Below are 24,021 nucleotides of genomic sequence, written 5' to 3'. Positions count from 1 at the left end.
AATGCTCATTTGTGCTGGTGAGACCATATTGCCCAAAATTGTCTATGCAACTTAGGCATATTGCTCGCGGAAGCTACGAAGAGCGCGCAGACGTCCACACTGGTCGCGACTGAGGCGCACGAATCTGGAACGGTTGTTGGGGTGCCGCAAACACCGTCGTCACGTCGCTGGCATAGAGAACTGAGTCGGGAGCGCGGTCGGCAAGACCCTCAAACCCAGCTGCCGCGAGTAAACCATCGTCGAGGTAGACCACTTCGGCCGGCTGCAGCGGCCACGGCTCGTGCTGGTTGCGACAGTAGATCGTTCGTCCACGGTGAGTTTCGTGAAACGCCCACCGAGCTGTCAAGAACGTCGCCTCGGGGTCAGCCGCGAGTGAAACGCTGGCCGCCGGGTCGTCGATCGGTCGCACAATGATGTGGGATGCCGCATCCGGTCGGCCATGCCGTTTCGTTTTGTAGGCAATCTGCCCGTCGCGCTGCCCGATCTTCATCGAGGCCCACTGGTACGGCAAGCCAAAAGCTGCCCGCGCGGTGAGAACGGGAATCAGGTGCGAGGCTTCGAGCGAGAGAAAGACGACGCCGCGCCTGCCCTTCTCGTCGACCGAATAGAGCCGCACATTTACTTCCGGAAAATCGCCGAGCCACGGGATGCGGGGCCCACCAAAGAACGAACTCTGCGACATCTGGAACGCGATGAGCCCCACCCAGGAGCTGCCGTTGAGGGTGTCCGGGCGACACCCCTCCGGCATGAACGGGGCGACGACGGCGGGGTCTACGCGCCAGTGCAGAAAGGAAACTTCGCTCCAGCGCTGGCGCAAGATTGCGGGGCCACCGAGGGGCGGCGCTTCGCGAAACATTAGGGCACCCGCCGCAAGGACGTGTGGATGTTCGACGCCGCGCGCATCATCAGCGGGGAAGCTGGTTATCGCGGCGCACGAAGGGGCGCCACAGCACGACTTGGTCGGTGCGTTCGGCTCGCGTTCCGGCGCGCAGTGAGATCACTTCGCCGGCCTGACCCGCAGCGAACACGCGACGACCCGGCTTGGAGAGCATCTCATCGGCCAGCGCCGTTTCGAGTTCGCGAACCCGGGAGGTGAGTTCAGTGACCTGATTTTCGAGGTCAAGAATTCTCTTGATGCCTTCGAGGTTGAGACCCTCGGCGCTGAGCGCCGCGATCTCGCGCAACTGCATCACGTCGCGCATAGAGTAACGCCGCGACCGACCGCTGGTTCTCGTGGGAGACACGAGACCCAGACGGTCGTACTGTCGCAACGTCTGCGGATGCATTCCCGCAAGCTCCGCCGCAACGGCGATAGCAAACGCGGGGGTTAGCTCATCCATAGCTATTAGCTCCTGGCTCGGGCAATCAGGTCGTCCCGCGGGTTCTCTGCGGGCATCGCTTCTGCAAAGGCCTCAAGGTGCGCCAACGCAGCTTCCGGGATGCGGTTAGGCACCGCCACTTGCACTTCGGCAAGCAGGTCTCCGGTTGCTTTCGCTGTCGCGACGCCGCGACCCTTCACTCGCAATACTCGCCCGCTCGGGGTTCCCGGTGCAACCTTCAGTTTCACCGGAGCACCGCCGAGAGTGGGGACCTCGATGGTGGCGCCGAGCACTGCTTCCGCGAACGTGACGGGAACAACCACACGAATGTTGTTGCCTTCCCGCTCGAACACCGGATGCTTGCGCACCGTCACCGTCAACACGAGGTCGCCAGCCGGGCCGCCATTCGGGCTCGGCTCGCCTTTGCCCTTGAGGCGGATCTTCTGACCGTCGCTGACTCCCGCAGGAACCTTGACGTTCATCGGGCGGCCGCCAGCAGGCTGGAGCTTGATCGTTTCGCCGTTGATCGCCGTAGCGAAGTCGAGCGTGGTGTTCGCGGCTAGGTCGCGACCCTTGGCGGGGCCGCCCCGAAAACCGGGGCCGCCACCGGGGCCGGCCTGACCGCCGAACATACCACCGAGGAGGTCCTCGAAGCTTGCGCCCGACTGCCCTCCGCCGTAGCTCTGGCCACCATAACTCTGGCCACCGCCACCGAACATGCCACCAAAGACATCTTCGAAGCCGCCAGCTTGACCGCCCGCTTGAAAGCGAGCGCCGGAGCCCATAGCGCGAACCTGATCGTATTCGCGGCGCATTTCAGGGTCAGAGAGAACCGAGTGGGCTTCGCTGATCTCCTTGAAACGAGCCTCCGCCTTGGGATCCCCCGGATTGGAGTCCGGGTGAAACTGGCGCGCGAGTTTGCGATAGGTCTTCTTCAGGTCGGCCTCGGAGACATCTTTCGATACCCCGAGCACCTTATAGAAGTCCTTATCAAACCAATCTTGGCTAGCCACTACACGCCACCCCCGCCCTAATCGGTGGGGCCGGAGACAGCAACCTTCGCGGCACGCACAACGCGCTCACCAAGAATGTAGCCAGGCTCAATGACGTCAGCGATCGTGTTCTCGGTTGCCTCGGGGTCGTTCAAGTGAACAACGGCCTCGTGGAAAGCGGGATCGAAGGGCTCGCCCTTCTCGCCGATCTTGCGCAAGCCGAACCGCTCGAAACTCGAGTTGATCTTCTGCGCTACAAGCGCGATCGGCGTTCCCTCGAGGATATCGCCGTGCTTGTCAGCACGGTCGAGGTCATCGAGCGCAGGCAACATCGAACGAACGACGTCGGCGATCACGGCTTCACGGTTAGCAACACGGTCGCGTTCTACGCGAGTACGGAAGTTCACCAGTTCGGCCTGCGCACGCAACATCTGCTCACGCATCTCGGCAACGAGGTCCCGGCTAGCTTCTTCGAGAAGACGCTGGTCTTCTTCGCTCAGCTCGTCGGGAGCCTTCTCGGCGTCCGAAGCAGCATCCGCAGCATCTTCTGCAGCGGGCTGCCCCTCGGCTGCCGCAGATTCCTCTGCGGCAGCCGAGTCAGACGCACTGACGTCGCCGGTTTCCGGATCACTCTGACTTTCGTCGTTGATCACCGGCTCCTGGTTTTCGTCGTGGTCGTGGTTGTTGTCAGACATTTACTTCTTGTCCGAGTCAGCTTCGTCTTCGTCAACAACTTCAGCGTCAACGATGTCCTCGTCCGAGCTCTCGCCAGCGGGTGCGTCGTCGCCCTCTGCAGCGGCCTCAGGGTTTTCTTCCTGGTGCTTGTAGATTGCTTCGCCGAGCTTCTGCTGGCTTTCGGTGAGCTTGTCGAAGGCCGTCTTTACTTCGGCTTCGTCGTCGCCGGCAAGCGCCGTGTTGAGCGCGTCAACGTCGGCCTGAACCTCGGTCTTCACGTCTTCTGGCAGCTTCTCAGCGTTGTCGGTGATGAGCTTTCCGGTCGAGTACGCGAGCTGTTCTGCGTTGTTGCGAACCTCGGCTGCCTCGCGGCGAGCCTTGTCTTCTGCAGCGTGCTCTTCGCCCTCGCGAACCATGCGTTCGATGTCTTCCTTCGAGAGGCTTGAGCCACCCGTGATCGTCATCGACTGCTCCTTGCCGGTGCCCTTGTCCTTAGCGGACACGTGCACGATGCCGTTGGCGTCGATGTCGAAGGTGACCTCAACCTGCGGGATGCCGCGAGGCGCCGGCGCGATGCCGGTGAGCTCGAAGGTTCCGAGGTTCTTGTTGTCGCGAGTGAACTCACGCTCACCCTGGAAGACCTGAATCGACACGGAAGGCTGGTTGTCATCCGCCGTGGTGAAGGTCTCACTGCGCTTGGTCGGGATAGCCGTGTTGCGGTCGATGAGCTTGGTCATCATTCCGCCCTTGGTCTCGATACCGAGGCTCAACGGGGTGACGTCGATGAGGAGAACGTCCTTGCGCTCACCCTTCAAGACACCAGCCTGCAGTGCAGCACCAACAGCTACGACCTCGTCGGGGTTGACGCCCTTGTTGGGCTCCTTGCCGCCCGTGAGCTTCTTGACGAGCTCAACGACGGCGGGCATACGAGTCGATCCACCCACGAGAACAACGTGCGATACGTCGGCAAGCTTGACGCCTGCCTCCTTGATGACGTCGTTGAAGGGCTTCTGAACACGGTCGAGAAGGTCGGCGGTCAGCTCTTCGAACTTGGCGCGCGAGAGCGTCTCGTCGAGGTTGGCTGGACCGTTCTCGGTGAGCGAGAGGTACGGAAGCTGGATGCTTGCCGACATCTGCGAGGAGAGTTCCTTCTTCGCCTGCTCAGCAGCTTCCTTGAGGCGCTGCTTAGCGATCTTGTCGCCAGAAACGTCAACACCGGTCGAGTCCTTGAAGCGCTGGATCAGGTAGTCAACGACACGGGCATCCCAGTCGTCTCCACCGAGGCGGTTGTCACCCGAGGTGGACTTGACCTGAATGGTCGAGAAGTCGTCGTCCTTGCCCACTTCGAGCAGCGAAACGTCGAACGTTCCACCACCGAGGTCGAAGACCAGGATGAGCTCGTCTTCCTTGCCCTTGTCGAGACCGTACGCGAGTGCAGCAGCGGTGGGCTCGTTGATGATGCGCAGAACGTTGAGGCCCGCGATCTCACCAGCTTCCTTCGTTGCCTGACGCTCAGCGTCGTTGAAGTACGCGGGAACGGTGATTACTGCGTCGGTGACGTCTTCACCCAGGTACTGCTCGGCATCGCGCTTGAGCTTGGCAAGCGTACGAGCGGAGATTTCCTGCGGGGTGTACTTCTTGTCGTCGATTGCGACGGTCCAGTCAGTACCGATGTGGCGCTTGACGGAAGCAATGGTGCGGTCGACGTTAGTGACAGCCTGACGCTTGGCGGTTTCACCAACGAGGACTTCGCCATCCTTGGTGAATGCGACGACGGAAGGCGTCGTGCGCATTCCTTCGGCGTTTGCGATGACGGTGGGTTCTCCACCTTCGAGAACGGAAACTACGGAGTTCGTGGTTCCGAGGTCAATACCTACTGCTCGAGCCATGTGCTCTTACTCCTTTAAGCGTTTGGGTTTGCGAACTTGAGTCGCGCTGTATCAAGTTTGCTCCTGCTCGAGTCGAGAGTCAAGCTGCGTAGCTGAAAGTTGAGTGTGTATGACTCAAGGTTTCGCCGAGCGCCCCGCATTTCGCGCGAGTTCGGGTGCTGCGGGGCACTGCGCGGGCACCTCGTTAAACGAAGTAAGGCGCGATGAGCACACCGAGCCCGACGCCCGGCACGCTCATCGCGCCTTTCGCTAGCTGTGGCTACTCAGTGATAGCCAAGACGCGCTTGCCTCCGCCACGCACCCGACGTGCAGGCAGGAGGAGCAGCAATCCGCTCAGCAAGAGCAGCCCAGCGAGCAGGCCTCCGAATGCGATGTTCGAACCAGTAAAGGCGAGCATCAGAGTCGTGAGTCCCTGGATGACCGAGCGCTCGCCAAAGGCGGGCAGCTCGACCGTTGAAGAAGTACCCGTTGACGGGCGGTACTCGGCATCGACCGACGCGAGGTCGACCGTTGCGGTGTACGTTCCGGCAGGAAGGTTCGTGAGTTCCCAGGCGCCATTCGCGTCGGTGGTGACGCGCACGGTGACGGGGCCGTTCGGGCCGTCCCAGACGACATCCAACTCAGCGTTGGGGATGCCGCGGTCGCCGCTGTCGCGAACGCCGTTACCGTTCGGGTCGTCGAACACAATGCCGTTGAGCGTTGCGCTACCGACCACGATGAAGTCGACGTCGAGGAGAGTCTCGCCCGAGACGAGCGTTGCCGTGGTCTCGAACAACACGTCGCCGTCGAGGTCAGAGCTTGGCACGTAACCCTCGGTCAACGTTGTGGGGTCGTACGAGACCTTCACTTCGCCAGCCGGCAGTCCCTCTACGAGGTAGTTACCGTTCTCATCCGTCGTGGTAGTCACGATGATGTCGTCTTCGTTGCCGAAGATTCCATCGAAGCCGGGGCTGGTGACGGTAATCACGATGCCGGGAAGACCAGGCTCGTTCGTGCCCTGCACTCCGTCGTTGTCGACGTCGAGCCACAGCAGGTCGCCGACTCCCGCGTCACCGCGGTAACCGAAGTCCTGATCGAGGTTCTCCTCAGCACCAGCGAGCGTGAGCTCGGACTGGTCATCAGCTCCACCGTCGGGGTCAACCGTGGAGGTCAGCCCTGCAGGCAGTCCCGAAAGCTCGACCGTGAAGAGCCCTGACGGCAGGTCTTCGAACAGGTAGTTTCCGGCGTTATCCGTCTTCGTGGTCGAGACCACGTCGTCGGCGTTGCCCAGGATGCCATCGAGGCCAGCCCAGGTGAGCGTGACGTCTACCTCGGCGATGCCGGGCTCAGTCGCGTCAACAACTCCGTCACCGTTCTGGTCGAGCCAGACGGTGTCGCCAATCTTGCCCGTGCCGACGTAGCCGAAGTCGATGTTGTCGAGATCGGTCGCTGCCGGCAGGCCGACTGCGGTGGTCGAGTTAGGGCCAACGTTCGACGCAGCGGTACGAGCAGTCGGCTGGTTGGGGCCAGCGTCAGCATCGAAGGTCGCTTCAAGGCCGCTCGGAAGCGTGTCGGTGTCTACCGTCACCGTGTAGTTGCCCTCGGGCAGACCATCGAAGAGGTACTCACCGTTGGAGTCGGTGGTTTCAACGAACGTGACGTCATCGCCGCCACCCGCTACGCCATCCGGACCGAACCAGACGAGAGTAACCTCGGCGCCGGGCAAGCCGGGCTCGCCAGCATCCTTGACGCCATCCTTGTTCAGGTCGAGCCAGACAGTGTCAGAGATGCTGGAGTTTCCGGCGTAACCGAAGTCCTGCATGAGGTCAGAGCCGACCAACGTGACCGCAGACTCTTCGTCGGGCGACGTTGTTCCACTGTCGTTGTCGAAGGTCGGGCTAAAGCCAGCCGGGACACCACTGACAACCTCGACGATGTAGTTACCATCGGGGATCTCGGTGACAGTCCAGTTACCGTTGCTGTCCGTCGTCGCCTCGAACTCGAGGTCGCCAGCCGCGCCGGTTCCACCAAGAACACCATCAGTGCCGAGGTAGGTGACGAGAATCTTTACGCCAGCCAATCCGGGCTCGTTGCTGTCTTGCACGCCATCCTTGTTGCGGTCCCACCAGACGCGGTCTCCGATAACGGAGGTCACGTCATAACCGAAGTCAACGTCGGTGACTGCCTGACCAACCGTGAGCGATACGGGAGCTTCGGAGTCGCTGTCGCCGTCGCGGTCGTAGCTGTTCGTTGCGCCAGCGGGCAGGCCGCCGGTCACCGCTACCGAGAAGTTGCCCGGGAGCAGGTTCGGGAAGCTGTAAAGCCCGTCGCCGTCGGTGGTCGTGGTGAAGACTCCGTCGTCACCGCCGCCCAGCACGCCGTCTTCGCCGAACCAGGTCAGCTCGACCTCTGCGCCGAAGATTCCGGGCTCGTCGGCGTCTTGAACGCCATCGCCGTTGCGGTCGATCCACACGTAGTCACCGATGGATGCGGTGCCCGCGTAACCGAAGTCCTGGTCGACACGGTTCTGGCCGGCCGTCAATGACGTCGTGGAGGTCGCACTCGTTCCGCCATTGGGGTCGGAGACAACGGCGTAGCCTGCGGGCAGGTCGCTCACCGAGACGGTGTACGGGCCAGCAGGAAGCAGGCCAACCGTGTACTTGCCATCGGCATCCGTCGACGTTGTGTACGTGATGTTGTCAGCGGTCGTCGAGAGGTCGCCGTCGAGGCCACCGGAGACTACCGTGACGGTCGCGCCGGGCAGGCCAGGCTCGTTCGCGTCTTGGACGCCGTCTTTGTTCTGGTCGAACCAGATGAAGTCACCGATCGAGCCGGTTCCCGTGTAGCCGAAGTCGACGTCGCGCTTCTTGTCATTCTCGGCGAGGGTGCCCTGCCAGATGCCGTTAGGCGTGGCGGTGGTGCCGTCGAGGTCATAGCTCGGCGCCATACCGGCGGGGAGCGTGGATGCGTCCACGGTCACTCGGTACGTGCCACCGGGCAGCTGGGTGACGAGGTACTCGCCATTGCTGTCAGTCGTGCGAGTGAAGGTTTCGTCGTCGGCGTTACCGAAAACTCCGTCTGCTCCCGCGTAGAGAACCGTGACGCCGACTCCCTCGAGAGCGGGCTCGGTGGCATCTTGCACACCGTCGTTGTTGACGTCGAACCAGATGAAGTCACCGATCGACGCGAGGTCGAGTTCGACGCTGACGACATCCGGAGTCACGTTGTCGTAGTCCTTGTAGTCGATGCCGGAGACCTGGTCGCCCGGAGCAACACCGAAGTAGTGAGGAACATCGGCGGTGTTGATGACTTCGCGTGCCGTAACGAGTTCACTCGTTTCGTCAACGACGGGCATCGTGACCGTGTACGTGATCGTCACAGACGCACCAGCGGCAATCGGGCCAGCAATGGTCCAGCCGAGTGTTCCGTCAGAGGGGTCGATGTCGGTCGGGGTCACGCCCACAACTCCGGCAGAGGTGTAGTCGGTCACGCGAGCGTCGGGGGTGTCGGTGACCTCGACGTCGTAGGCGGGCGCGTTACCTGCGTTGCGCACGACGATCGTGTACTCGAGGGCCTCACCGGGCTTAGCGCGGCGAGTGTCGCTGTCGCCAACCTGGCCAGCAACATCCTTATCGATCGTCAGTCGCGGCTCAATGACCGAGACGTTGGCGGTCGACGGCGTTCCCACCTTGTCGAAGTCGCCAGGTGCCGGCACCGTCGTGGGGGTTCCCGTGATGGTGTCGGTGTTGTTCCAGTACGGGCGAACCGTGTTGACGAGCGTGTTTCCGGATGCTGCAGCAGTCGTCACGATGCCCGTGTAAGTGATCGTGACGGTGCGAACTTCAGCCTCGGCGGGGTCGATGTCGCCGATGAAGTAACCAACGGTGCGGTCGGTCGCGGTTGGTGATCCGATCAACGAAGCCTCGGCAGCACACGGGCTACCGTTCTGGTCGCAGGTCGAGTCGAGGAATTGGCCGAAGCGCACGTTGGTGGGCATCGTGTCGATGATCGTGGCGTCGTAGGCAACGACATCCTTCGGGATGGTTACGTCGACGGTGTAGGTGATGACTTCACCGATCGTGCGGGTGCCGGGCGATGCCGACTTGCTGACGCCCAACTCGGGGGCGCGCAGCGTGAGGTCGTCGTTGGCCTGGTAGCCGTTAGCTTCGGTTCCGAGCGGCGATACGGCCGTGCGCTCGTTGGAGTTGCCGCCAGCGATCGAGGTCGTGATGGCGCCAACAGTGTTCACGATCGTTGCGCCGCTGAGCAGCGGGTCAACAACGCGAGCAGAGTAGGTGAGGTCGGGGCCAGCACCAGGCACGATCGTCGCCACCGAGAACGTGATGGTGCGGGCAGCGTTGTCCCAGTAGCCGCCACCAGGCAAAGTCTGGCTCGAGGTGACCGGGGTATTGCTTGCATCCACCGGCTGGATGGTCGTGGGCACCTGGTCGACAACAGTCGTGTCGTGCGCCGTCGATACGTTAGCGCCGCTAGCGTTACGCAGCTCGAGCGTGTACGTCACGATCTGGCCGGCTTCGACCTGACCCGAAACGGCGTTGCTCTTCTTGGTGATGTTGATGTCGGGCTCGACGACACGCGTGGTCGTCCTGTTACTTTGCTCCGAGTCAGCGGTTCCGTTGACACGCTCCCATGTGAGCGTCGCGGTGTTCGTGATTCCGGTGCCGCGGGTGACATTGGCAGCGTCGAGAACGCGAACGGTAATAGAAAGGATGACATCGTCATCCCCACTGTTAGCAGGGTTGATGTAGTTAGCACCGATGAGTGCGCGCACGGTCTGGCCGGTGACGGTTGCGTTTTGCGACGCTCCACCGTTGACCGTGAACGTGGGCGTTCCGATGATCTCGTAACGACTGTTGACTACGTCAGTAACGGTCGGGTTTACGTACACCGTCGAGCCCTGAGGAATCGTGGTCGTTACGGAGTAGGTGACTGTCTCACCGACGGTGGCCTGTCCGGCCGCGTTGTTGCCCGACTCGGTGATCGACGTCGTTGCCGTCTTCACGAGGGTGGGGCGGCGCAGGTTTGTGCTCGCGGTGTCCTTCGCCTCGACGCTGTTCGCGTCATCTTCAAGCGTGGGATCGATGTTGTTGACCGGAACGTAAACCTGCGGGTCACCCGTGTTCGTTACGGCGTCGTAGGTGCGAACACCGGCGGTGTTGAGGAAGGTGTCTCCAGCGGAAGAGTCTGCGGGAGTAATGACGTCATAGGTGACCGTGTAAGAGTCTCCAGCATCCAACGAAGGAATCGTCCATTCGATCGAACGCGGCAGTGACGGGTTGGCGCCACAGACGCCGGAGTCGCTGATGTTCTGAAGATCCGAGCACTCCAAGAGCGTGGGAAGGTTGTCGCGTACCGAAACATCATCGGCGTCTTGGCTTCCGCTGTTGGTCACAACCACCGCATAGGTCACGCGATCCGTTGCTTGCACCGTGAGGGTGTCGAGCGGGCCGTTGTTGACTGCGTCCGTGTTGAGGTGCGTGATGCCCTTGCTGAGCGTGACGATCGGCTTCTCAACAAGAGTGTCGGCCTGGTCCCGCAGCTGGAACACATTTCCTGCCGTGTTCTCGTACGTCATCTTCATGATGTTGGCGGTGATGTCACCGTCGGCGATCGCGGCCGGATCAGTGATCTTGGCCGTGACGAGAACTTGGAAGACCGTTGCCGCATCCACGTCGCCGATGTTCCAGGTGAGGAGCGGGTCACCAGCGATGTTGGTGAACGTGACGCCGTCGGTGTCAGTAACCGTGCTGACCGCGGTGTATTCGAAGCTTTCATACGTGAAACCTGCGGGCAGGAAGTCATTGACCTGATTGTCAAGGGTGTCGAGGCTGCCCGGGAAGGTCACGGTCAGTTCGTAGCAAACGCGGTCGCCGGGGTGGAAGGGGCCCGTGACGGTGTCGCTGAAGCTCAGGCCAGTCGCGTCGGCACAAGTGGTCGCGATCGAGGCGGGCTCGGCGACCTTCTTGTCGATCTCAATGCCGCGGGCAGTTTGGCCGGCGCTCGAGTCATCAACAACGGGCAGCTCAGAAGTGCTCCCGTCGTTCGCGGTGATAATTGTCGCGGTGGCGCTGAGGTCGACGCTGTTGGTCCACGAGTCGTTCGAGCTGACCGGACCGCCGCCATTGCGGTAGTTTTCGCGCGTCTGGGTCGTCACAGTAATCTCGCCCGAGTCGGATGCTGCGGCGAATGCGTCGGCATCCCACGTGACGGTGATCGTGCCATCCGCCTGGCTGGTGACAACGGACTCCGGGGCGAGCGAGCTCGAGACGTAGTCGAGGCCATCCGGAATCGTGTCGGTCACGGTGATGATGCTCGTCGACAGAGCATATTCAGACGACTGGAACGAGAGCGTCCACACGGTCGTCGCGCCCTGCGAGATGGATGTCTCGTCAGCACTCTTCTGGATAGCAACGTCTTCAGCGGTGATCGTCGCCGAGGCGTCATCCGTGTAGACGGTGCCGCCGTACGTGCCGGTCGCAACCGCGTAGTTGGTGAGCGACTGCTCATCTTCGGTGAGGTCGCCGGTGTTGTTGTCGAGGTTTGCGGTGGCTTCGCCGTCGATGTCAACGTTCTCGCGCAGCGGGATAGCGGCGGCGTACTTGATCGTCAGGGTGTCACCAGCAGCGATCGTGCCGAGCGACGTCCAGTCGACCTTGGTGTACACGTCGTTGGGCAGTGGGCCGCTGCCGTCGGGGTCAACCGTGACGGTTTCGGAGGTCGGGACGAATCCGGCGCAGTCCACGGTCGCGGGAAGCGGGGTGTCATCGATGCGGCCCGAACCCGGGTACTCCTCGGTTGCTGCAGCGCTATTGTCCTGGTTGCTGCAGCCGAGGAACTCGAGGCCAGCAGGCAAGTAGTCAGTGATCGAGAAGTTGGTGGAGTCGTTGACACTGTTGTTCGTGATCGTCAGCGTGTAAACGGTCTTGTTGTCGTGCACACCGCGCTGCAGTTCAGCCTCAGTGCTGGGCTCTGCCTTGTCGAGAACGAAGGGAACGAGAAGAGTCGTCGACTCCGCGGCATCCCAACCCGTGCGGCTGCTCGTGATGACGTTGCCCGTGGTCGGGTTGAACTTGACGAGTACGCGAGGGTTCGAGTTGACGAACGCCTCGGCTTCGCTCGTGAAGCTATCGCCGACGTCGTAGGTGGTTGTGTTGTAGGAGAACGAGTAGGTCAGTGGCACGACGACTCCCGACGAGAGGTCTGCCACGTTGTTCCAGATGAGCTTGGTCGCGCCGCCCGCCAGCGCGATGGTTTCACTCACCGGGTAGGTGGAGTCTTCGAGGGTTGCCCCCGCAGGCAACACATCGGTGAAGGTCAAGTTATAGGCGTTGCTTCCCGAGGTCTGCTGCGCGGAGAGCGTCACCGAAACGTCGCTGCCGTAGAGCGTCGAGGCGCTCACCTGTCGAGTGAGTTCGACATCCGGCGTACCGGCGGCGGTAGCTACCGTGGCGGGAACCGTAATTCCAGCGGCCAAGAGGGCAGCAATGAGCAAAGAGCGCAGCAAAAACTTCACGGGGTAAGAGCCTTAAAGATTGACCTAGGGCCTACCTAGATTCGGGTGTAGGCCGTAGATAATTCGGGTGTTGTCGGGATTGTGGTGTTACCGGGTAGTCCTCCATAGGGAGGACAGATTTGTAACACCGTGCACCACGGTACGTCAGGTCCTACAACCGCCTGTAGCCCTAGTAGGCGGGTGAAACGTTCTGTCTATGTCCCCCATTTTGTCCCCCCAAGCGCTGACAGCCCCGGAAACGTGCGGATGTGGGTCTGTGTGAGTGCGCGAGCAGGGTCGTGGAATTCGAAAGAACTTTTTCTCACTCGCAGATTGCTGCGCCATCAGCCCCCATTGTTTACCGCACACCACTAGCCTGTTCGCATGACGGACAACACTGGCGACAACGACGCCCCCAGAACTCCCGCCGTTCCGCGCGTCTCAAACACGCGCGCAATCGGCACCGTGGGCCAGGGGCTCATTGCAGATGCCACCATTCCTAAGAGCCGCGTTCGCGCCTGGGCACTGTGGGACTGGGGCTCGGCCGCCTTCAACGCCGTCGTTACCACTTTTGTCTTCAGCACGTACCTCGCGAGCGGGCTCTTTATTGACCCCGAGATCGTCGCCGCGGCGGGCGATGATGAGAAGAACCCGGCACTGGTTCTTGCTAAAGCCAACAACACGACTGTCATCTCCGGTGCACTCACGATTGCGGGCATCCTCGTCGCCATCCTGGCGCCAATTTTGGGCCAGCGCTCTGACGGCTCCGGTCGCCGCAAGCTGTGGCTCGCGATCAACACCGGGCTCGTCGTGGTCGCCATGGGCGCCATGTTCTTCGTCGCGCCGGTGCCGTCCTACATCTACCTCGGTGCTGCACTCCTCGCCGCTGGCAACATCTTCTTCGAGTTTGCGAGCGTCAACTACAACGCAATGCTCGTGCAGGTCTCCACGCCCAAGACCGTCGGCCGCGTCTCGGGCTTCGGCTGGGGCATGGGCTACATCGGCGGCATCGTTCTGCTGATCATCCTGCTCGTGCTGTTTATCCAAGACTTTGGAAGCGAAACCGGCAGCGGCCTGCTGAACGCACCCTCCGGCACTGAAGGCGGAGCGCTCGACATCCGCTACGCCGTTCTTGCTTCGGCAGCGTGGTTCGCCATCTTCGCGATCCCGGTTCTGATCGCGGTTCCCGAGATCCCCGCCGGCGCCCGTGAGAACCGCGTGAGCTTCTTCGCCAGCTACGCCAAACTTTTCGGCACCATCAAGACTCTTGCTAAGAAGAGCCCGCAGGTGCTCATGTTCTTGCTCGCGAGCGCGGTGTTCCGCGATGGCCTCGCTGCCGTCTTCACTTTCGGTGCGATCATCGCCGCGCAGGTCTTCGGCTTCAGCCCCAGCGAGGTCATCTACTTCGCGGTAGCCGCTAACCTCGTCGCCGGCATCGGAACCTTTATTGGCGGATGGCTCGACGACAAGCTCGGAGCCAAGAACGTGATCATCGGCTCCCTCATCGGTCTCGTGCTCGCCGGCCTCGCTGTGCTCTTGGTCGGCGACGCCAAGACCGGGTTCTGGATCGCCGGACTCTTCTTGACCCTCTTTGTTGGTCCGGTGCAGGCCGCAAGCCGCAGCTTCTTGGCGCGCATCACGCCCGTCGGCCGCGAAGGCGAGATCTTCGGCCTCTACGCCACCACGGGTCGCGCCGTGAGCTTCTTGGCTCCCGGACTTTTCACGCTCTTCGTGGCGATGACGGGCGATACCCGCTTCGGCATCATCGGCATCGTGATCGTGCTGCTCGCGGGCCTCGTGCTCATGCTGCCGGTGAAGGCCAAGCAGTCGGTGATCGACTAGTTCACGTCGGCGACCGCTCGCTTTTCCGAGAGTTTGCTGGTCGCGTCTGAAAATCACTGGTGCCCAGCGCTCACGCGGAGGATGCTGGGCTCATGACCGAAACCACCCCCGCCTCCCCCGCCACTCGCGCCGAACTGCTGCGCTCACTTCACGTGCCGGGAACGCCGCTCATTGTTTCCAACGTGTGGGATGCCATCACTGCCCGCATCGTTGCCGAAGCCCCCGGAGTGCGCGCCCTCGCCACCGCGAGCCACGCGGTGAGCTTCGCGCACGGCGTGGCCGACGGCGAAGGCCTCACGGTGGAGCAAGCCCTCGACGCCGCATCCATCATCTGCAACGCCGTGGAGATTCCTGTCTCCGTCGACTTCGAGAAGGGCTACGCCTTGGATGCCGCCGGCGTGCAAGCCAATGTCGAACGATTGATCGCGGCAGGAGCATCCGGACTGAACATCGAAGACAGCTCAGGCCCGGCCAAAGCTCCACTCTTCGACCTCAGCCATGCCACCGCTCGGGTCGTCGCAGCTCGGGCGGCCGCGCAGGCGACGGGTGTGCCCATCGCGATCAACGCGCGCGTCGACGTTCTCGCCGGCGGTGGCGAGTGGGATGACATGGTCACCCGCGCGAACTCCTACCTCGCAGCGGGCGCCGACTGCATCTTTGTACTCGGGCTTGCTGACGAGCAGATGGTTGCTCAGGCGATCGGGCAGATTGACGGGCCCATCTCAGTGATCGGTGGGGCTGGCTATATTCCGCTGACGCGGCTGGCCGAGTTGGGTGTTGCTCGGGTCAGCTTTGGTCCTCGCACTCTCGGCCTTGCTCTGGCCCACTTGCAGCAGGCCGCAACGCAGCTGACGGCGCTGGGCGACTACCCCGAGGAACTCGGCTTCGTGTACTAAAAACAGGAGTAATGTCGGTTTATGGACACGCAACAACCCATCAGTTACTGGGTCAAGGTAGTCGATCGGATCATCGATGACCTCTTCGCCATCACCCTCGAAGAACACGGCATCACCCGCCGCCAGTGGCAGCTGCTCGTCGTCCTCATGAAGGGGCCCGCGGGTATCGATCGCCTTGACATCGAAATCGCGCCCTTCCTGATGCCTAAAAACAGCACGGCGCCACCCTCCATTGAGGCGCACACGACGTCTCGGGAGTCGCTGGAGGAACTCGTCGAAAGCGACTGGCTCGCGACCGATGGTTCGCTCTACGAACTCACCGAACGCGGTCGTGGCGTAGTGGAACGTCTCGCCGCGGTGATCGCGGGCGAACGCACCAAGGCAATCGCCGGAGTCACGGACGAGCAGTACCAGACCACGGTCACCGTTCTCGAAACGATGGCGAAGAACCTGAGCGCCCAGCGCGATGGAGCCGTGCCGCCGAGGCCGTAGGGCTGCCGGCGACGGCGCCGCCTAGCGGATGAACGCCCACCAGATGAGCAGCATCGTCACGAAGAATCCGGTGACGAAATTGAGGGCCAGGAAGTTCTTCCAGCCACGGTTTGCTGACTCGGCAGTGGCATCCGTGATGTTCCAGAATGGCGCGCACATCGCCGCGTAGGGCAGCACGAGAATGGCAGCGAGCGGGCCCGGCCACGCCGAGAACAGCAGCAGGATGCCGCCGGCAAGATACGCAATAACAGCGAAGCGGGTGGTGGCTCGCGCCCCAATCACGGTGGCGATGGACGAGATGTCTGCGGCACGATCGGCCACCACGTCTTGCACGGCGCCGAAGGCGTGCGAGGCGATGCCCCAGAGGAAGAAAGCGGCGAGAACAGCCCAGAGTTGAGGCGTGAACGCCGCCCCGGTGAGAGCGAGCGCATAGATCGCGGGGGAAACAAAGTGGGTGCTCGAGGTGAGCGAGTCGAGAAACGGGCGCTCCTTGAAGCGCAAACCCTTGGCTGAGTAGGCAACGACGGCAAACATGCTGATCAGCAACACGAGCCACGAGAGTGGATTGCCGACGATCACGAGATAGATCAGGAACGGGATGGTCGTGACGGCGGCAGCGATGAGCGTCGGCCGGTGCATCCGCGGGTCAAGAAGCGCGCCCTCAACTCCACCCTTGCGCGGGTTGCGCAGGTCGGACTCGTAGTCGAACACGTCGTTGATGCCGTACATCGCCAGGTTGTAGGGCACGAGGAAGAAGATCGTGCCGAGCACGAACGTGAGATCGATCGCGCCCGTGGTCAAGTAGTACGCCGCGGCGAAAGGGAACGCGGTGTTGACCCAGCTCAGCGGGCGCGACGAGAGAAACAGATCCTTAAGCATGGCGATCCTCCGAAGCGGGGCGGATGTCGGGGCTGGCCGCAGAGCTAACGGCCGGCGTGCGCGAGCCCAGAAGCGTCCACAGGCACGGCAGCGCCACGACGGCCGCGACCGCGTAGGCGAAGTCTTCGAGCGGGGCGACTCCGATGAAGGCGCCGCTGATGGCATCCGCGCTGTAGCCGACGAGGCCGACGGAGATCATCACGTTGTCGAAGACGGCCGTCATCACGAGCAGGATGCCCATGGTGATCGCGATGGCGCGCCACTGCGGCGAGCGCCGCCGCGCCACAGCGGCAATCACGAGCGCCGCGACGAGAGCCAAGAACACAGCGTTGAGAAGCCAGTACGTCATGCTGCGCTCCCCTCGGTAGCCGCCGAGCGTTCGCGCGTGAGTGCCCCGTAGACGTTCATCGTGAGGTAGCAGAGCAGGGTGAGGAAGAAGACTTCTTCGATCGGCACCTCGGGGGCGACCAGCAGCCCGGTCATGAACTCGGTTTCGCCACGGAAGAAGATTCCGAGGCCGACACCGAACAGGTCCCAGACGAGAAAGAAGAGCACCCCGACGGGTAATACGATGCGGGCACGACGAGCGTCTCGCCAAAAGAACAACCGGAACCGACGGTCGAGAACGACCATGCCGGTGAGCGAAATGAGAAGCGCGAGCAGGTAGAGAACGATCACGGCCAGGGCCTCGGCTGGGGTGCAACCACGGGCATGAGCGGCTCGGCAAGCGGGCCGGCAGAAGTGTCGCCGCGCAGGCGCTTCACGAGAACTTCAGCACTGATCAGACACATCGGCAGACCGATGCCGGGGATGGTCGAACCACCCACGTAGTAGAGCCCCTTGACCTTCTTGCTCACATTGCCGGCGCGGAAGAACGCGCTCTGCTTGAGCGTGTGAGCTGGCCCGAGGGCGGTCCCGCGCCACGCGTTGAGGTCATCGGCAAAGTCGCCTGGGCCCATCGTGCGACGCACAGTCACACGCTCGGCGAGATCGGGGATGCCGGTCCAGTCACTGATCTGAGCAATCACCTTGTCGGCGAGCTGTTCGATTCGCGGATCACCGTCACCATCGATCTCGCCGTGACCAATGCTGGGGTCGGCCGGGATCGGCACGAGCACGAACACGTTCTCGTAGCCTTCGGGCGCCACATTGGGGTCAACACCACTCGGCTTGCAAATGTAGAGCGATGCCGGCTCGGGCACGCTGGGCTCGTGGCCGAAGATGGCCTCGAAACCCTCTTGCCAGTCCTTCATGAACAGCAGCGTGTGGTGCTCGAGTTCAGGCAGTTCGCCCTTGACGCCCAAGTACAACAGCAGTGCACTGGGGCCAGGAGTTTTCTTGGCCCAGTACTCGGCAGGGTACGTCTGCTCGTTTGACTCGAGCATGGTGGTTTCGGTGTGGTGGAGATCGGCGGCCGAGACGACCGTGTCGGCCAGCAGCGTGTGGGACTTGCCCGCGGCATCCGTGTATTCAACGCCGGTGGCGACACCATCGACCGTCACGATGCGCGTGACCTTCGAGTCGGTGCGGATGTCGACGCCCGCCGTGCGCGCAATGTCGGCGATGCTTTCGATCACCCGGGTGAAGCCGCCCATGGGATAGAGCACGCCATCCGATAGATCGAGGTGGCTCATGAGGTGGTACATGCTCGGCGTGAGGTACGGCGATGATCCGAGGAACACAGCCGGGTAACCGAGCACTTTGCGCAGGCGATCGTCTTTCACCGTGCGGGCCACGAGCTTGGAGAGCGGCTCAATGAGCAACCGGATGAAGCGTGCCGCTTTCGCGAGCACCTCCTTCGTTGCACTCGTGCGCAGGTCGGCAAAGCTCGTGTACAAAAAGTACTTCTTGGCGAGCTCGTACGTGTCTTCGGCCGAGGCCAAGTACTTGCGCATGCGGGCGCCCGAACCGCGCTCAATGCTTTCGAACAGCGCCAGGTTCTCTTCGAGATCCGTCGAGATATCGAGGGCCTCTTTCTCGCCCTCGAAGTACACCCGGTAACCGGGGTCAAGCGTGACGAGCGAGAGCTGCTCGGCGGCGCTCGTGCCCATGAGCTTGTAGAAGTGGTCAAAGACCTCGGGCATCAAGTACCACGACGGGCCCGTGTCGAAACGGAAACCCTCGTGTTCCCACGAACCAGCACGGCCACCCACCTCGGGGCGCCCCTCAAGCAGCGTGACCGAGTGACCCTCTTTCGCGAGCAATGCCGCACTCGCCAACCCGGCAATACCGCCACCAATTACAACAACGTCACTCATGGTCGAGGGGTCACTCCCATCGCGGCAACCGCAGCCAACCGCACCTTAACAACATTCGGAACGCGCACCCGAGTCTTCACCAATTCGCTGGCCGGGGTTGCCCGGATGCGCTTGGAGAGCTGGGCAAAAAGGGAGTGTGCGAGCGCAACAGCTTTCTTGCTACTCGCTGGCAACTCGGCGCCGATAGCGGCATCCCGCAGATCGGCATCGAGGTCATCGAGCAGCCGAAGCTTCTCGTCTTCGGTGAACGACGCGACGTCGACACCGGGAAAGTAACTGCGGCCGAGAGTTTCAAAGTCGTCGGCCAGGTCGCGCAAGAAGTTGACCTTCTGAAAGGCTGCACCCAGCGCTCGCGCTCCGTGAACAAACTTGGCCCGCTGCTCGTCGCTGACCTCATGACCGTGCAAGAAAGCGCACAGGCACATGAGCCCGACAACCTCGGCGGAGCCATAAACGTAGCGGTCGAAGCTTTCTTGGTCGTGCTCTTTCTCGCTGAGATCCATCCGCATCGACTCAAAGAATGGCGCGGTGAGTTCTGCCCCGAACGACACTTCGCGGGCGGTGAGTGCGAAGGCGTGCACGATGAGGTTCGAGCTGAAGCCCTGCTCGATCGCGAGTTCCGTTTCGCGCTCGAGTTCATTCAGTTGGCGCGATGTTTCGAGCAGGTCGAGACCGGCTTCTTCGGCACCGCCGTCGACGATCTCATCGGCCACGCGAACGAGGGCGTAAATGTTCTCAACGTGTTGCCGAACATCTACACCGAGCAGGCGAGAAGCAGCAGAAAAAGACGTGGAATAGCTGCGGATGACGATGCTGGCCGCGTCTTCAGCGACACGGTCGTAGAGCTTGAGGCGTGAGCTCACGCGCGCCCACTCTCAGCGTGCTCAGTCACATTAGTTAGGCTGAGTGCAGGCCGACACATGAGGTGCGGCATTTCGTTTCGTTCCACCTAGGCAGACTATCGCGAACATGAGTGAAATCCCTGAGCAGGTCGTTCTTCTCTCCGACGCCGGTGAGCACATTGGCGTGGCCGATAAAGCCCTCGTGCACACGACGGAGACGGCACTGCACCTAGCCTTCTCGTGCCACGTCTACAACGCCGACGGCAAAGTGCTCGTCACGCGTCGCGCCCTCTCCAAGCTCACCTGGCCGGGCGTCTGGACGAACTCGTTCTGCGGGCATCCGGCTCCCGGTGAAGACATGGCGGCGGCCATCATCCGTCGCGCTCAGCATGAACTCGGAATCACCGTCAGCGATGTTCAGCTCGTGCTGCCCGACTTTCGCTACCGCGCCGTCGATTCCTCCGGCATCGTCGAGAACGAGATCTGCCCCGTCTACCGTGCAGTGACGACCGATGCCGTAGCCCCGAACCCCGCCGAAGTCGACGAATTCGAGTGGGCTGATCCCCAATCGCTGCACGCCGCCGTGGCCGGTACGCCGTTCGCGTTTAGCCCGTGGCTCGGCTGGCAGTTGGAGCAGCTCGAACAGCTTTAGCGACTGGAGCAGCTCGACGCCCAGCGCGAGGCTTAGCCGCCGAGCGAACCCGCGTCATTAGCCCGCACGTCGGTGCGGTGGAAGTTCTGAAAACTGCGGCTCGCCGTGGGACCACGTTGGCCCTGGTAGCGCGAGCCGTATTGGCCCGAACCGTAGGGCGACTCCACCGGCGAGCTCGTCTTAATGAAGCAGAGCTGCCCGATCTTCATGCCGGGCCAGAGCTTGATCGGCAGCGTCGCGACGTTGCTGAGTTCGAGGGTGACGTGACCTGAGAAGCCGGGGTCAACGAAGCCGGCCGTCGAGTGCGTGAGCAGGCCGAGGCGCCCGAGCGAGCTCTTGCCCTCCAGCCGAGCCGCCACATCGTCGGGCAGCGTGACGAGCTCGAAGGTGGAGCCAAGCACGAATTCACCGGGGTGAAGGATGAACGGCTGGTCCGCATCCACCTCCATGAGGTGAGTGAGGTCAGGCTGATCAACCGACGGATCGATGAAGGGGTACTTGTGGTTATCGAAGAGTCGGAAGAAGCGGTCGAGCCGCACGTCAACGCTCGAAGGCTGCACCATATCGAGATCAAGCGGGTCGAGGCCGATACGGCCAGAGTCGAGTTCGGCCCGGATGTCGCGATCACTGAGAAGCATGGCCTAAGACTAACGAAATCACGGCCGCAAGGTGCTCAGATGAGCAAATCTGAGGAGCCGCGATTGTTACGGGAGTTGCGGCGGAAGAGCAAGAGCGATGCGGGAGGCCGCGACATCCGCCGCCGTCTTCTCGATTAGTTCGACGAGGCTCTCGTAACGGAACATTCCGCGCAGCCAGGCGTGCACCGTGAACTCAACCTCGGCGTCGTACAGGTCGCCATCGAAATCGTGAATGAAGGCTTCGACGCGGCGATCGGTGACGTCGTCGAAGGTGGGGTTGTCGCCAATACTGATCGTGGCACCGTGTTGCTCGGTCGCCGGCGGGAACGTGACCCAGCAGGCATACACGCCATCGATGGGAAGCGCCGCGTGGTCAGCGATCGAAATGTTGGCCGTGGGGAAGCCCAGTTCGCGGCCACGCTTATCACCGTGAACAACAGTGCCGCGAAAACTCAGCGTCGACGGATGCCCCATGAGGCCAACCCTAGCCGCGGGAGCGCGCCTAGAGCCCGCGGAACTGGCTGAGGTGGAAGACAAGCGGCGTCACCTCTGGAAAAGCCTCGGAGCTGATCACTTCGAGGGTCACGATCTCGTGGTCGCCGCCATCGAAGCTGTGACGGATCTCGCACTCCAACCACAGCGCCGCGCCATCCATGTGGATAGCCCCACCCTCGGTCGCACGCCAGTCGATGTTGGCGAAACGATCGCCGGTGCGGGAGGCAAGACTGCGTGCCGTTTGTTCCTGATCGGCGCCCAGAACACTGAGTCCGATGCGTGTCGCGCGAGCCAGTACAGGCCAGGTGGTCGACGTGCGCGCGGGGCACACGGCTACCAGCGGCGGCTCGAGCGAAACGGAGATAAAGGAGTTCACGGCAATACCGGTGGGCTGGCCATCAACAACGGCGGCCAAGGCAACGACGCCGGTGGGAAAGAGGGAGAGCGCTCGACGAAGAGCGACTTGGGGGGAAACTTCTTCCGCAGTGGCCTTGGGGGACATGAGCGGACTCCTTTGCTTAGGATGTTCAACCAGCGACTGCTAGTCAAGTTTGAACAATGGACTATATGTTAGTCATTTTTGATCATGTAAACAAGCGACTTTTCCCCCTGTAGCGGGGGTGCTTGCCCTACGATTGGGGGCATGTCGACTACAACTCGCCTCGTCGTACTGGGAGCTGTGAACCAGTTCCAACCAGTTCACGGCTACTTCCTGCGCCGCGAACTGATGACCTGGCACATCGACGAGTGGGCCAACATTCAGCCCGGATCGATCTACAACGCGCTGCGTTCGCTCAAGAACGACGGCTACCTCGCCGAGAACGGCACCGAATCTGCCGGCAACCGCCCCGAGCGCACGACCTACCGCATGACCGAAGCCGGCGAAGTTGAACTGCTCCGGATGCTGCGCGACACGCTCTGGACAGTCGAGGTTTTCGACACCAAACCCGTCATGGTCCTCACCTCGTTCATGTACGCCCTGCAGCGCGAAGAAGTGCTCGCCGGGCTCGCCCACCGCGTCACCGAAATCGATGCCCGCATCGCGAGCAATACGTACCACATCGGCGATGTCGCAGCCTCGACCTCGACGCCCGCCTACGTGCGTGAAATCTTTGAACTTGCCACCTCGCGCCTGCGCGGAGAACAGCAGTGGGCCCGAGACGTGAGCGAGCGCATCAGTGCCGGCGACTACGTCTTTGCCGGTGAAGATGGCGACCGCCCCGCTCGAGCCACTACCGACTAGTGAGCCGACTCGGCTGCAGCTGAGCCACCCGCGGTGGCGCGGTACGCCGCTCCCGGGTGGTCGTCGCGCAAGATCGAGTCATCGGTGCCGAGCAAACGCTCGCGCAGGGTCGGAGCGTCGTAGCCTTCGCCCGCAACTCCACGCTCGCGCAGAATCGGCAGCACCTTCTCGATGAACTCCACCGTCGAGCTGGGCTGAATCATGGGCGTGAGCAAGAAGCCGTCGAGGTCAGCGCCCTCAGCGAGAGCGATCATCTCATCAGCGATCTGCTCAGCAGTGCCCACGAAAGGCTTGCTGCGCACACCATTGCCGTGCCACTGCGCCAGAACGTCGCCGACCGTCTGATCGCCGAAGCGCGTGATTTGGGTCTGTGAAAGCTCAGTGTGCAGCTCCTTCATCGGCGTTGCCGGGTCGAAGGAGGAAAGGTCGAGGCCCGTGAACCACGCGTAGGAGGCAACAGCAACGTCGGGGCTCTCGGCATCCAACACCGCTTGCAGCTTGGCCTTGGCCTCGTCGGCGGAGTCGCCGATCACGCACGTGAAGGCCGACATGATCTTGACCGAGTCGGCGGCGCGACCGTTCTTGACAGCCTCTTCACGAATCGACGCGACCTGCTCGGCCACCTTCTCGACCGAACCCCCTCCGAGGAAGACGGCCTCGCCGTGCTTGCCGCCGAACTCGCGACCGCGCGGGGAGGTTCCCGCTTGGAAGAGCACCGGGGTGCCCTGCGGTGAGTACGACGAGTTTCCGTAACCGTGCGACTTGAAGTACGGACCATCGTGCTCGATGCGGTGCACCTTGGCCGGGTCAGCGAAGTGACCGTTTTTGTCGCGCTCAAGCGCGTCACGCTCCCAGGCGCCCTCCCACAACTTGTAGACAACCTCCATGAAGTCATCCGCCATGTCATAACGCTCATCGTGCGCCACCATCGGAACACCGAAAGCCTGCGATGCCGTCTCAGCGGTACCAGTCGTGACAACGTTCCAGCCGATGCGCCCACCCGAGAGGTGGTCGAGGCTCGCAATGCGGCGCGCAAAAGCGTAGGGCTGTTCAAGAAGAGTGGATCCCGTGAGCACGAGTCCGAGGTTCGTGGTCGTCGAGATCAGGGCAGCAGCCAGAATCGCGGGGTCGAGGCGCGGCAGGTCGAGGCCCTCGACCGAGCAGATCTCGGGACGCTCGCCATTGACGTCGGCCCAGCCCCAGGCATCCGCCAAGAACATGAAATCAAAGCCGGCCTCTTCGCAGATGGTCGTGATTTCACGCCAGTAGTCGAGGCGATCGAACATGTCGCGCTTGTTGTCGGGGTGACGCCACGTGGACGTTCCCGAGTCGTTGGCCTGGGGGTTCTCGAATAGACCGAAGCGGAGCTTCTTCATGGTGAAACCTTTCGTGGTGGGGAGAAAGTCTGGGGGTGGAC

Annotated in this window: 20 protein-coding genes; 5 read left to right on the top strand and 15 right to left on the bottom strand. The window is 62.2% G+C overall.

The window, feature by feature from the left end; all coding sequences use genetic code 11:
* Positions 1 to 73: 73 nt before the first annotated feature.
* The 6 genes from CLV85_RS01925 to CLV85_RS01900 all read right to left on the bottom strand — a co-directional run bounded on the left by CLV85_RS01925 (position 74) and on the right by CLV85_RS01900 (position 12,388).
* A complete protein-coding gene (locus CLV85_RS01925) occupies positions 74 to 856 on the bottom strand; it encodes a YqjF family protein (protein ID WP_100387924.1) in 783 nt (260 codons plus the stop codon).
* Positions 857 to 905: 49 nt separating this feature from the next.
* Positions 906 to 1,340 (bottom strand): heat shock protein transcriptional repressor HspR, encoded by a 435-nt coding sequence (locus CLV85_RS01920; protein WP_100387923.1) that lies wholly within the window; start codon positions 1,338 to 1,340, stop codon positions 906 to 908.
* A gap of 5 nt (positions 1,341 to 1,345) precedes the next feature.
* Positions 1,346 to 2,332, bottom strand: a complete 987-nt coding sequence (locus tag CLV85_RS01915; protein WP_100387922.1) for a DnaJ C-terminal domain-containing protein — start codon at positions 2,330 to 2,332, stop codon at positions 1,346 to 1,348.
* A gap of 17 nt (positions 2,333 to 2,349) precedes the next feature.
* The gene (locus CLV85_RS01910) at positions 2,350 to 3,006 is read right to left on the bottom strand and encodes a nucleotide exchange factor GrpE (protein ID WP_229820402.1); all 657 of its coding nucleotides are present in this window, start codon (positions 3,004 to 3,006) and stop codon (positions 2,350 to 2,352) included.
* Positions 3,007 to 4,875, bottom strand: a complete 1,869-nt coding sequence (gene dnaK, locus CLV85_RS01905) for a molecular chaperone DnaK (RefSeq protein ID WP_100387921.1) — start codon at positions 4,873 to 4,875, stop codon at positions 3,007 to 3,009.
* Positions 4,876 to 5,134: 259 nt separating this feature from the next.
* Entirely contained in the window at positions 5,135 to 12,388 is a 7,254-nt protein-coding gene (locus CLV85_RS01900; protein WP_100387920.1) for an SdrD B-like domain-containing protein, read from the bottom strand.
* Between the two features lie 363 nt (positions 12,389 to 12,751).
* On the opposite strand from CLV85_RS01900, the gene CLV85_RS01895 reads away from it, so the two are divergent.
* The 3 genes from CLV85_RS01895 to CLV85_RS01885 all read left to right on the top strand — a co-directional run bounded on the left by CLV85_RS01895 (position 12,752) and on the right by CLV85_RS01885 (position 15,597).
* Positions 12,752 to 14,209, top strand: coding sequence for an MFS transporter (locus CLV85_RS01895; RefSeq protein WP_100387919.1), 1,458 nt, complete (start codon positions 12,752 to 12,754; stop codon positions 14,207 to 14,209).
* Positions 14,210 to 14,301: 92 nt separating this feature from the next.
* Positions 14,302 to 15,105 carry an isocitrate lyase/PEP mutase family protein gene (locus CLV85_RS01890; protein ID WP_100387918.1) on the top strand — a complete coding sequence of 268 codons (804 nt, stop codon included), beginning with the start codon at positions 14,302 to 14,304 and terminating at the stop codon, positions 15,103 to 15,105.
* Between the two features lie 21 nt (positions 15,106 to 15,126).
* Positions 15,127 to 15,597: a MarR family winged helix-turn-helix transcriptional regulator gene (locus tag CLV85_RS01885; RefSeq protein WP_100387917.1), complete on the top strand. Its 471-nt coding sequence runs from the start codon at positions 15,127 to 15,129 to the stop codon at positions 15,595 to 15,597.
* Between the two features lie 21 nt (positions 15,598 to 15,618).
* Here CLV85_RS01885 and CLV85_RS01880 read toward each other — a convergent pair whose 3' ends face one another.
* From CLV85_RS01880 to CLV85_RS01860, 5 genes are read right to left on the bottom strand one after another with little or no spacing between them, the layout of a single operon-like run.
* The gene (locus CLV85_RS01880) at positions 15,619 to 16,476 is read right to left on the bottom strand and encodes a prenyltransferase (RefSeq protein ID WP_100387916.1); all 858 of its coding nucleotides are present in this window, start codon (positions 16,474 to 16,476) and stop codon (positions 15,619 to 15,621) included.
* Entirely contained in the window at positions 16,469 to 16,825 is a 357-nt protein-coding gene (locus tag CLV85_RS01875) for a lycopene cyclase domain-containing protein (RefSeq protein ID WP_100387915.1), read from the bottom strand. The genes CLV85_RS01880 and CLV85_RS01875 overlap by 8 nt, the downstream gene beginning before the upstream one ends.
* Entirely contained in the window at positions 16,822 to 17,154 is a 333-nt protein-coding gene (locus CLV85_RS01870) for a lycopene cyclase domain-containing protein (protein WP_100387914.1), read from the bottom strand. Before CLV85_RS01870 ends, CLV85_RS01875 begins: the two co-directional genes overlap by 4 nt.
* Positions 17,151 to 18,734, bottom strand: coding sequence for a phytoene desaturase family protein (gene crtI / locus CLV85_RS01865; RefSeq protein ID WP_100387913.1), 1,584 nt, complete (start codon positions 18,732 to 18,734; stop codon positions 17,151 to 17,153). The genes CLV85_RS01870 and crtI overlap by 4 nt, the downstream gene beginning before the upstream one ends.
* Positions 18,731 to 19,597 (bottom strand): phytoene/squalene synthase family protein, encoded by an 867-nt coding sequence (locus tag CLV85_RS01860; protein ID WP_100387912.1) that lies wholly within the window; start codon positions 19,595 to 19,597, stop codon positions 18,731 to 18,733. Before CLV85_RS01860 ends, crtI begins: the two co-directional genes overlap by 4 nt.
* Before the next feature lie 106 nt (positions 19,598 to 19,703).
* On the opposite strand from CLV85_RS01860, the gene idi reads away from it, so the two are divergent.
* Positions 19,704 to 20,228 (top strand): isopentenyl-diphosphate Delta-isomerase, encoded by a 525-nt coding sequence (idi, locus tag CLV85_RS01855; RefSeq protein WP_100387911.1) that lies wholly within the window; start codon positions 19,704 to 19,706, stop codon positions 20,226 to 20,228.
* A gap of 32 nt (positions 20,229 to 20,260) precedes the next feature.
* On the opposite strand, the gene dcd is transcribed toward idi, so the two are convergent.
* The 3 genes from dcd to CLV85_RS01840 all read right to left on the bottom strand — a co-directional run bounded on the left by dcd (position 20,261) and on the right by CLV85_RS01840 (position 21,863).
* The gene (gene dcd, locus CLV85_RS01850) at positions 20,261 to 20,866 is read right to left on the bottom strand and encodes a dCTP deaminase (protein ID WP_100387910.1); all 606 of its coding nucleotides are present in this window, start codon (positions 20,864 to 20,866) and stop codon (positions 20,261 to 20,263) included.
* 66 nt (positions 20,867 to 20,932) lie between these two features.
* A complete protein-coding gene (locus tag CLV85_RS01845; protein ID WP_100387909.1) occupies positions 20,933 to 21,340 on the bottom strand; it encodes a riboflavin kinase in 408 nt (135 codons plus the stop codon).
* Between the two features lie 28 nt (positions 21,341 to 21,368).
* Positions 21,369 to 21,863, bottom strand: coding sequence for a flavin reductase family protein (locus CLV85_RS01840; protein WP_100387908.1), 495 nt, complete (start codon positions 21,861 to 21,863; stop codon positions 21,369 to 21,371).
* 141 nt (positions 21,864 to 22,004) lie between these two features.
* On the opposite strand from CLV85_RS01840, the gene CLV85_RS01835 reads away from it, so the two are divergent.
* Positions 22,005 to 22,604, top strand: a complete 600-nt coding sequence (locus tag CLV85_RS01835; RefSeq protein WP_100387907.1) for a PadR family transcriptional regulator — start codon at positions 22,005 to 22,007, stop codon at positions 22,602 to 22,604.
* On the opposite strand, the gene CLV85_RS01830 is transcribed toward CLV85_RS01835, so the two are convergent.
* Entirely contained in the window at positions 22,601 to 23,980 is a 1,380-nt protein-coding gene (locus CLV85_RS01830) for an NtaA/DmoA family FMN-dependent monooxygenase (RefSeq protein ID WP_100387906.1), read from the bottom strand. The two genes, CLV85_RS01835 and CLV85_RS01830, sit on opposite strands and share 4 nt — an antisense overlap.
* Positions 23,981 to 24,021: the final 41 nt, after the last annotated feature.

The organism is Salinibacterium amurskyense (assembly GCF_002797685.1).
In the GTDB taxonomy this organism is placed as follows: Bacteria; Actinomycetota; Actinomycetes; order Actinomycetales; family Microbacteriaceae; genus Rhodoglobus; species Rhodoglobus amurskyensis.
Note: the sequence above shows the minus strand (reverse complement) of the source record. Positions and strands in the feature narration are given on the sequence as shown.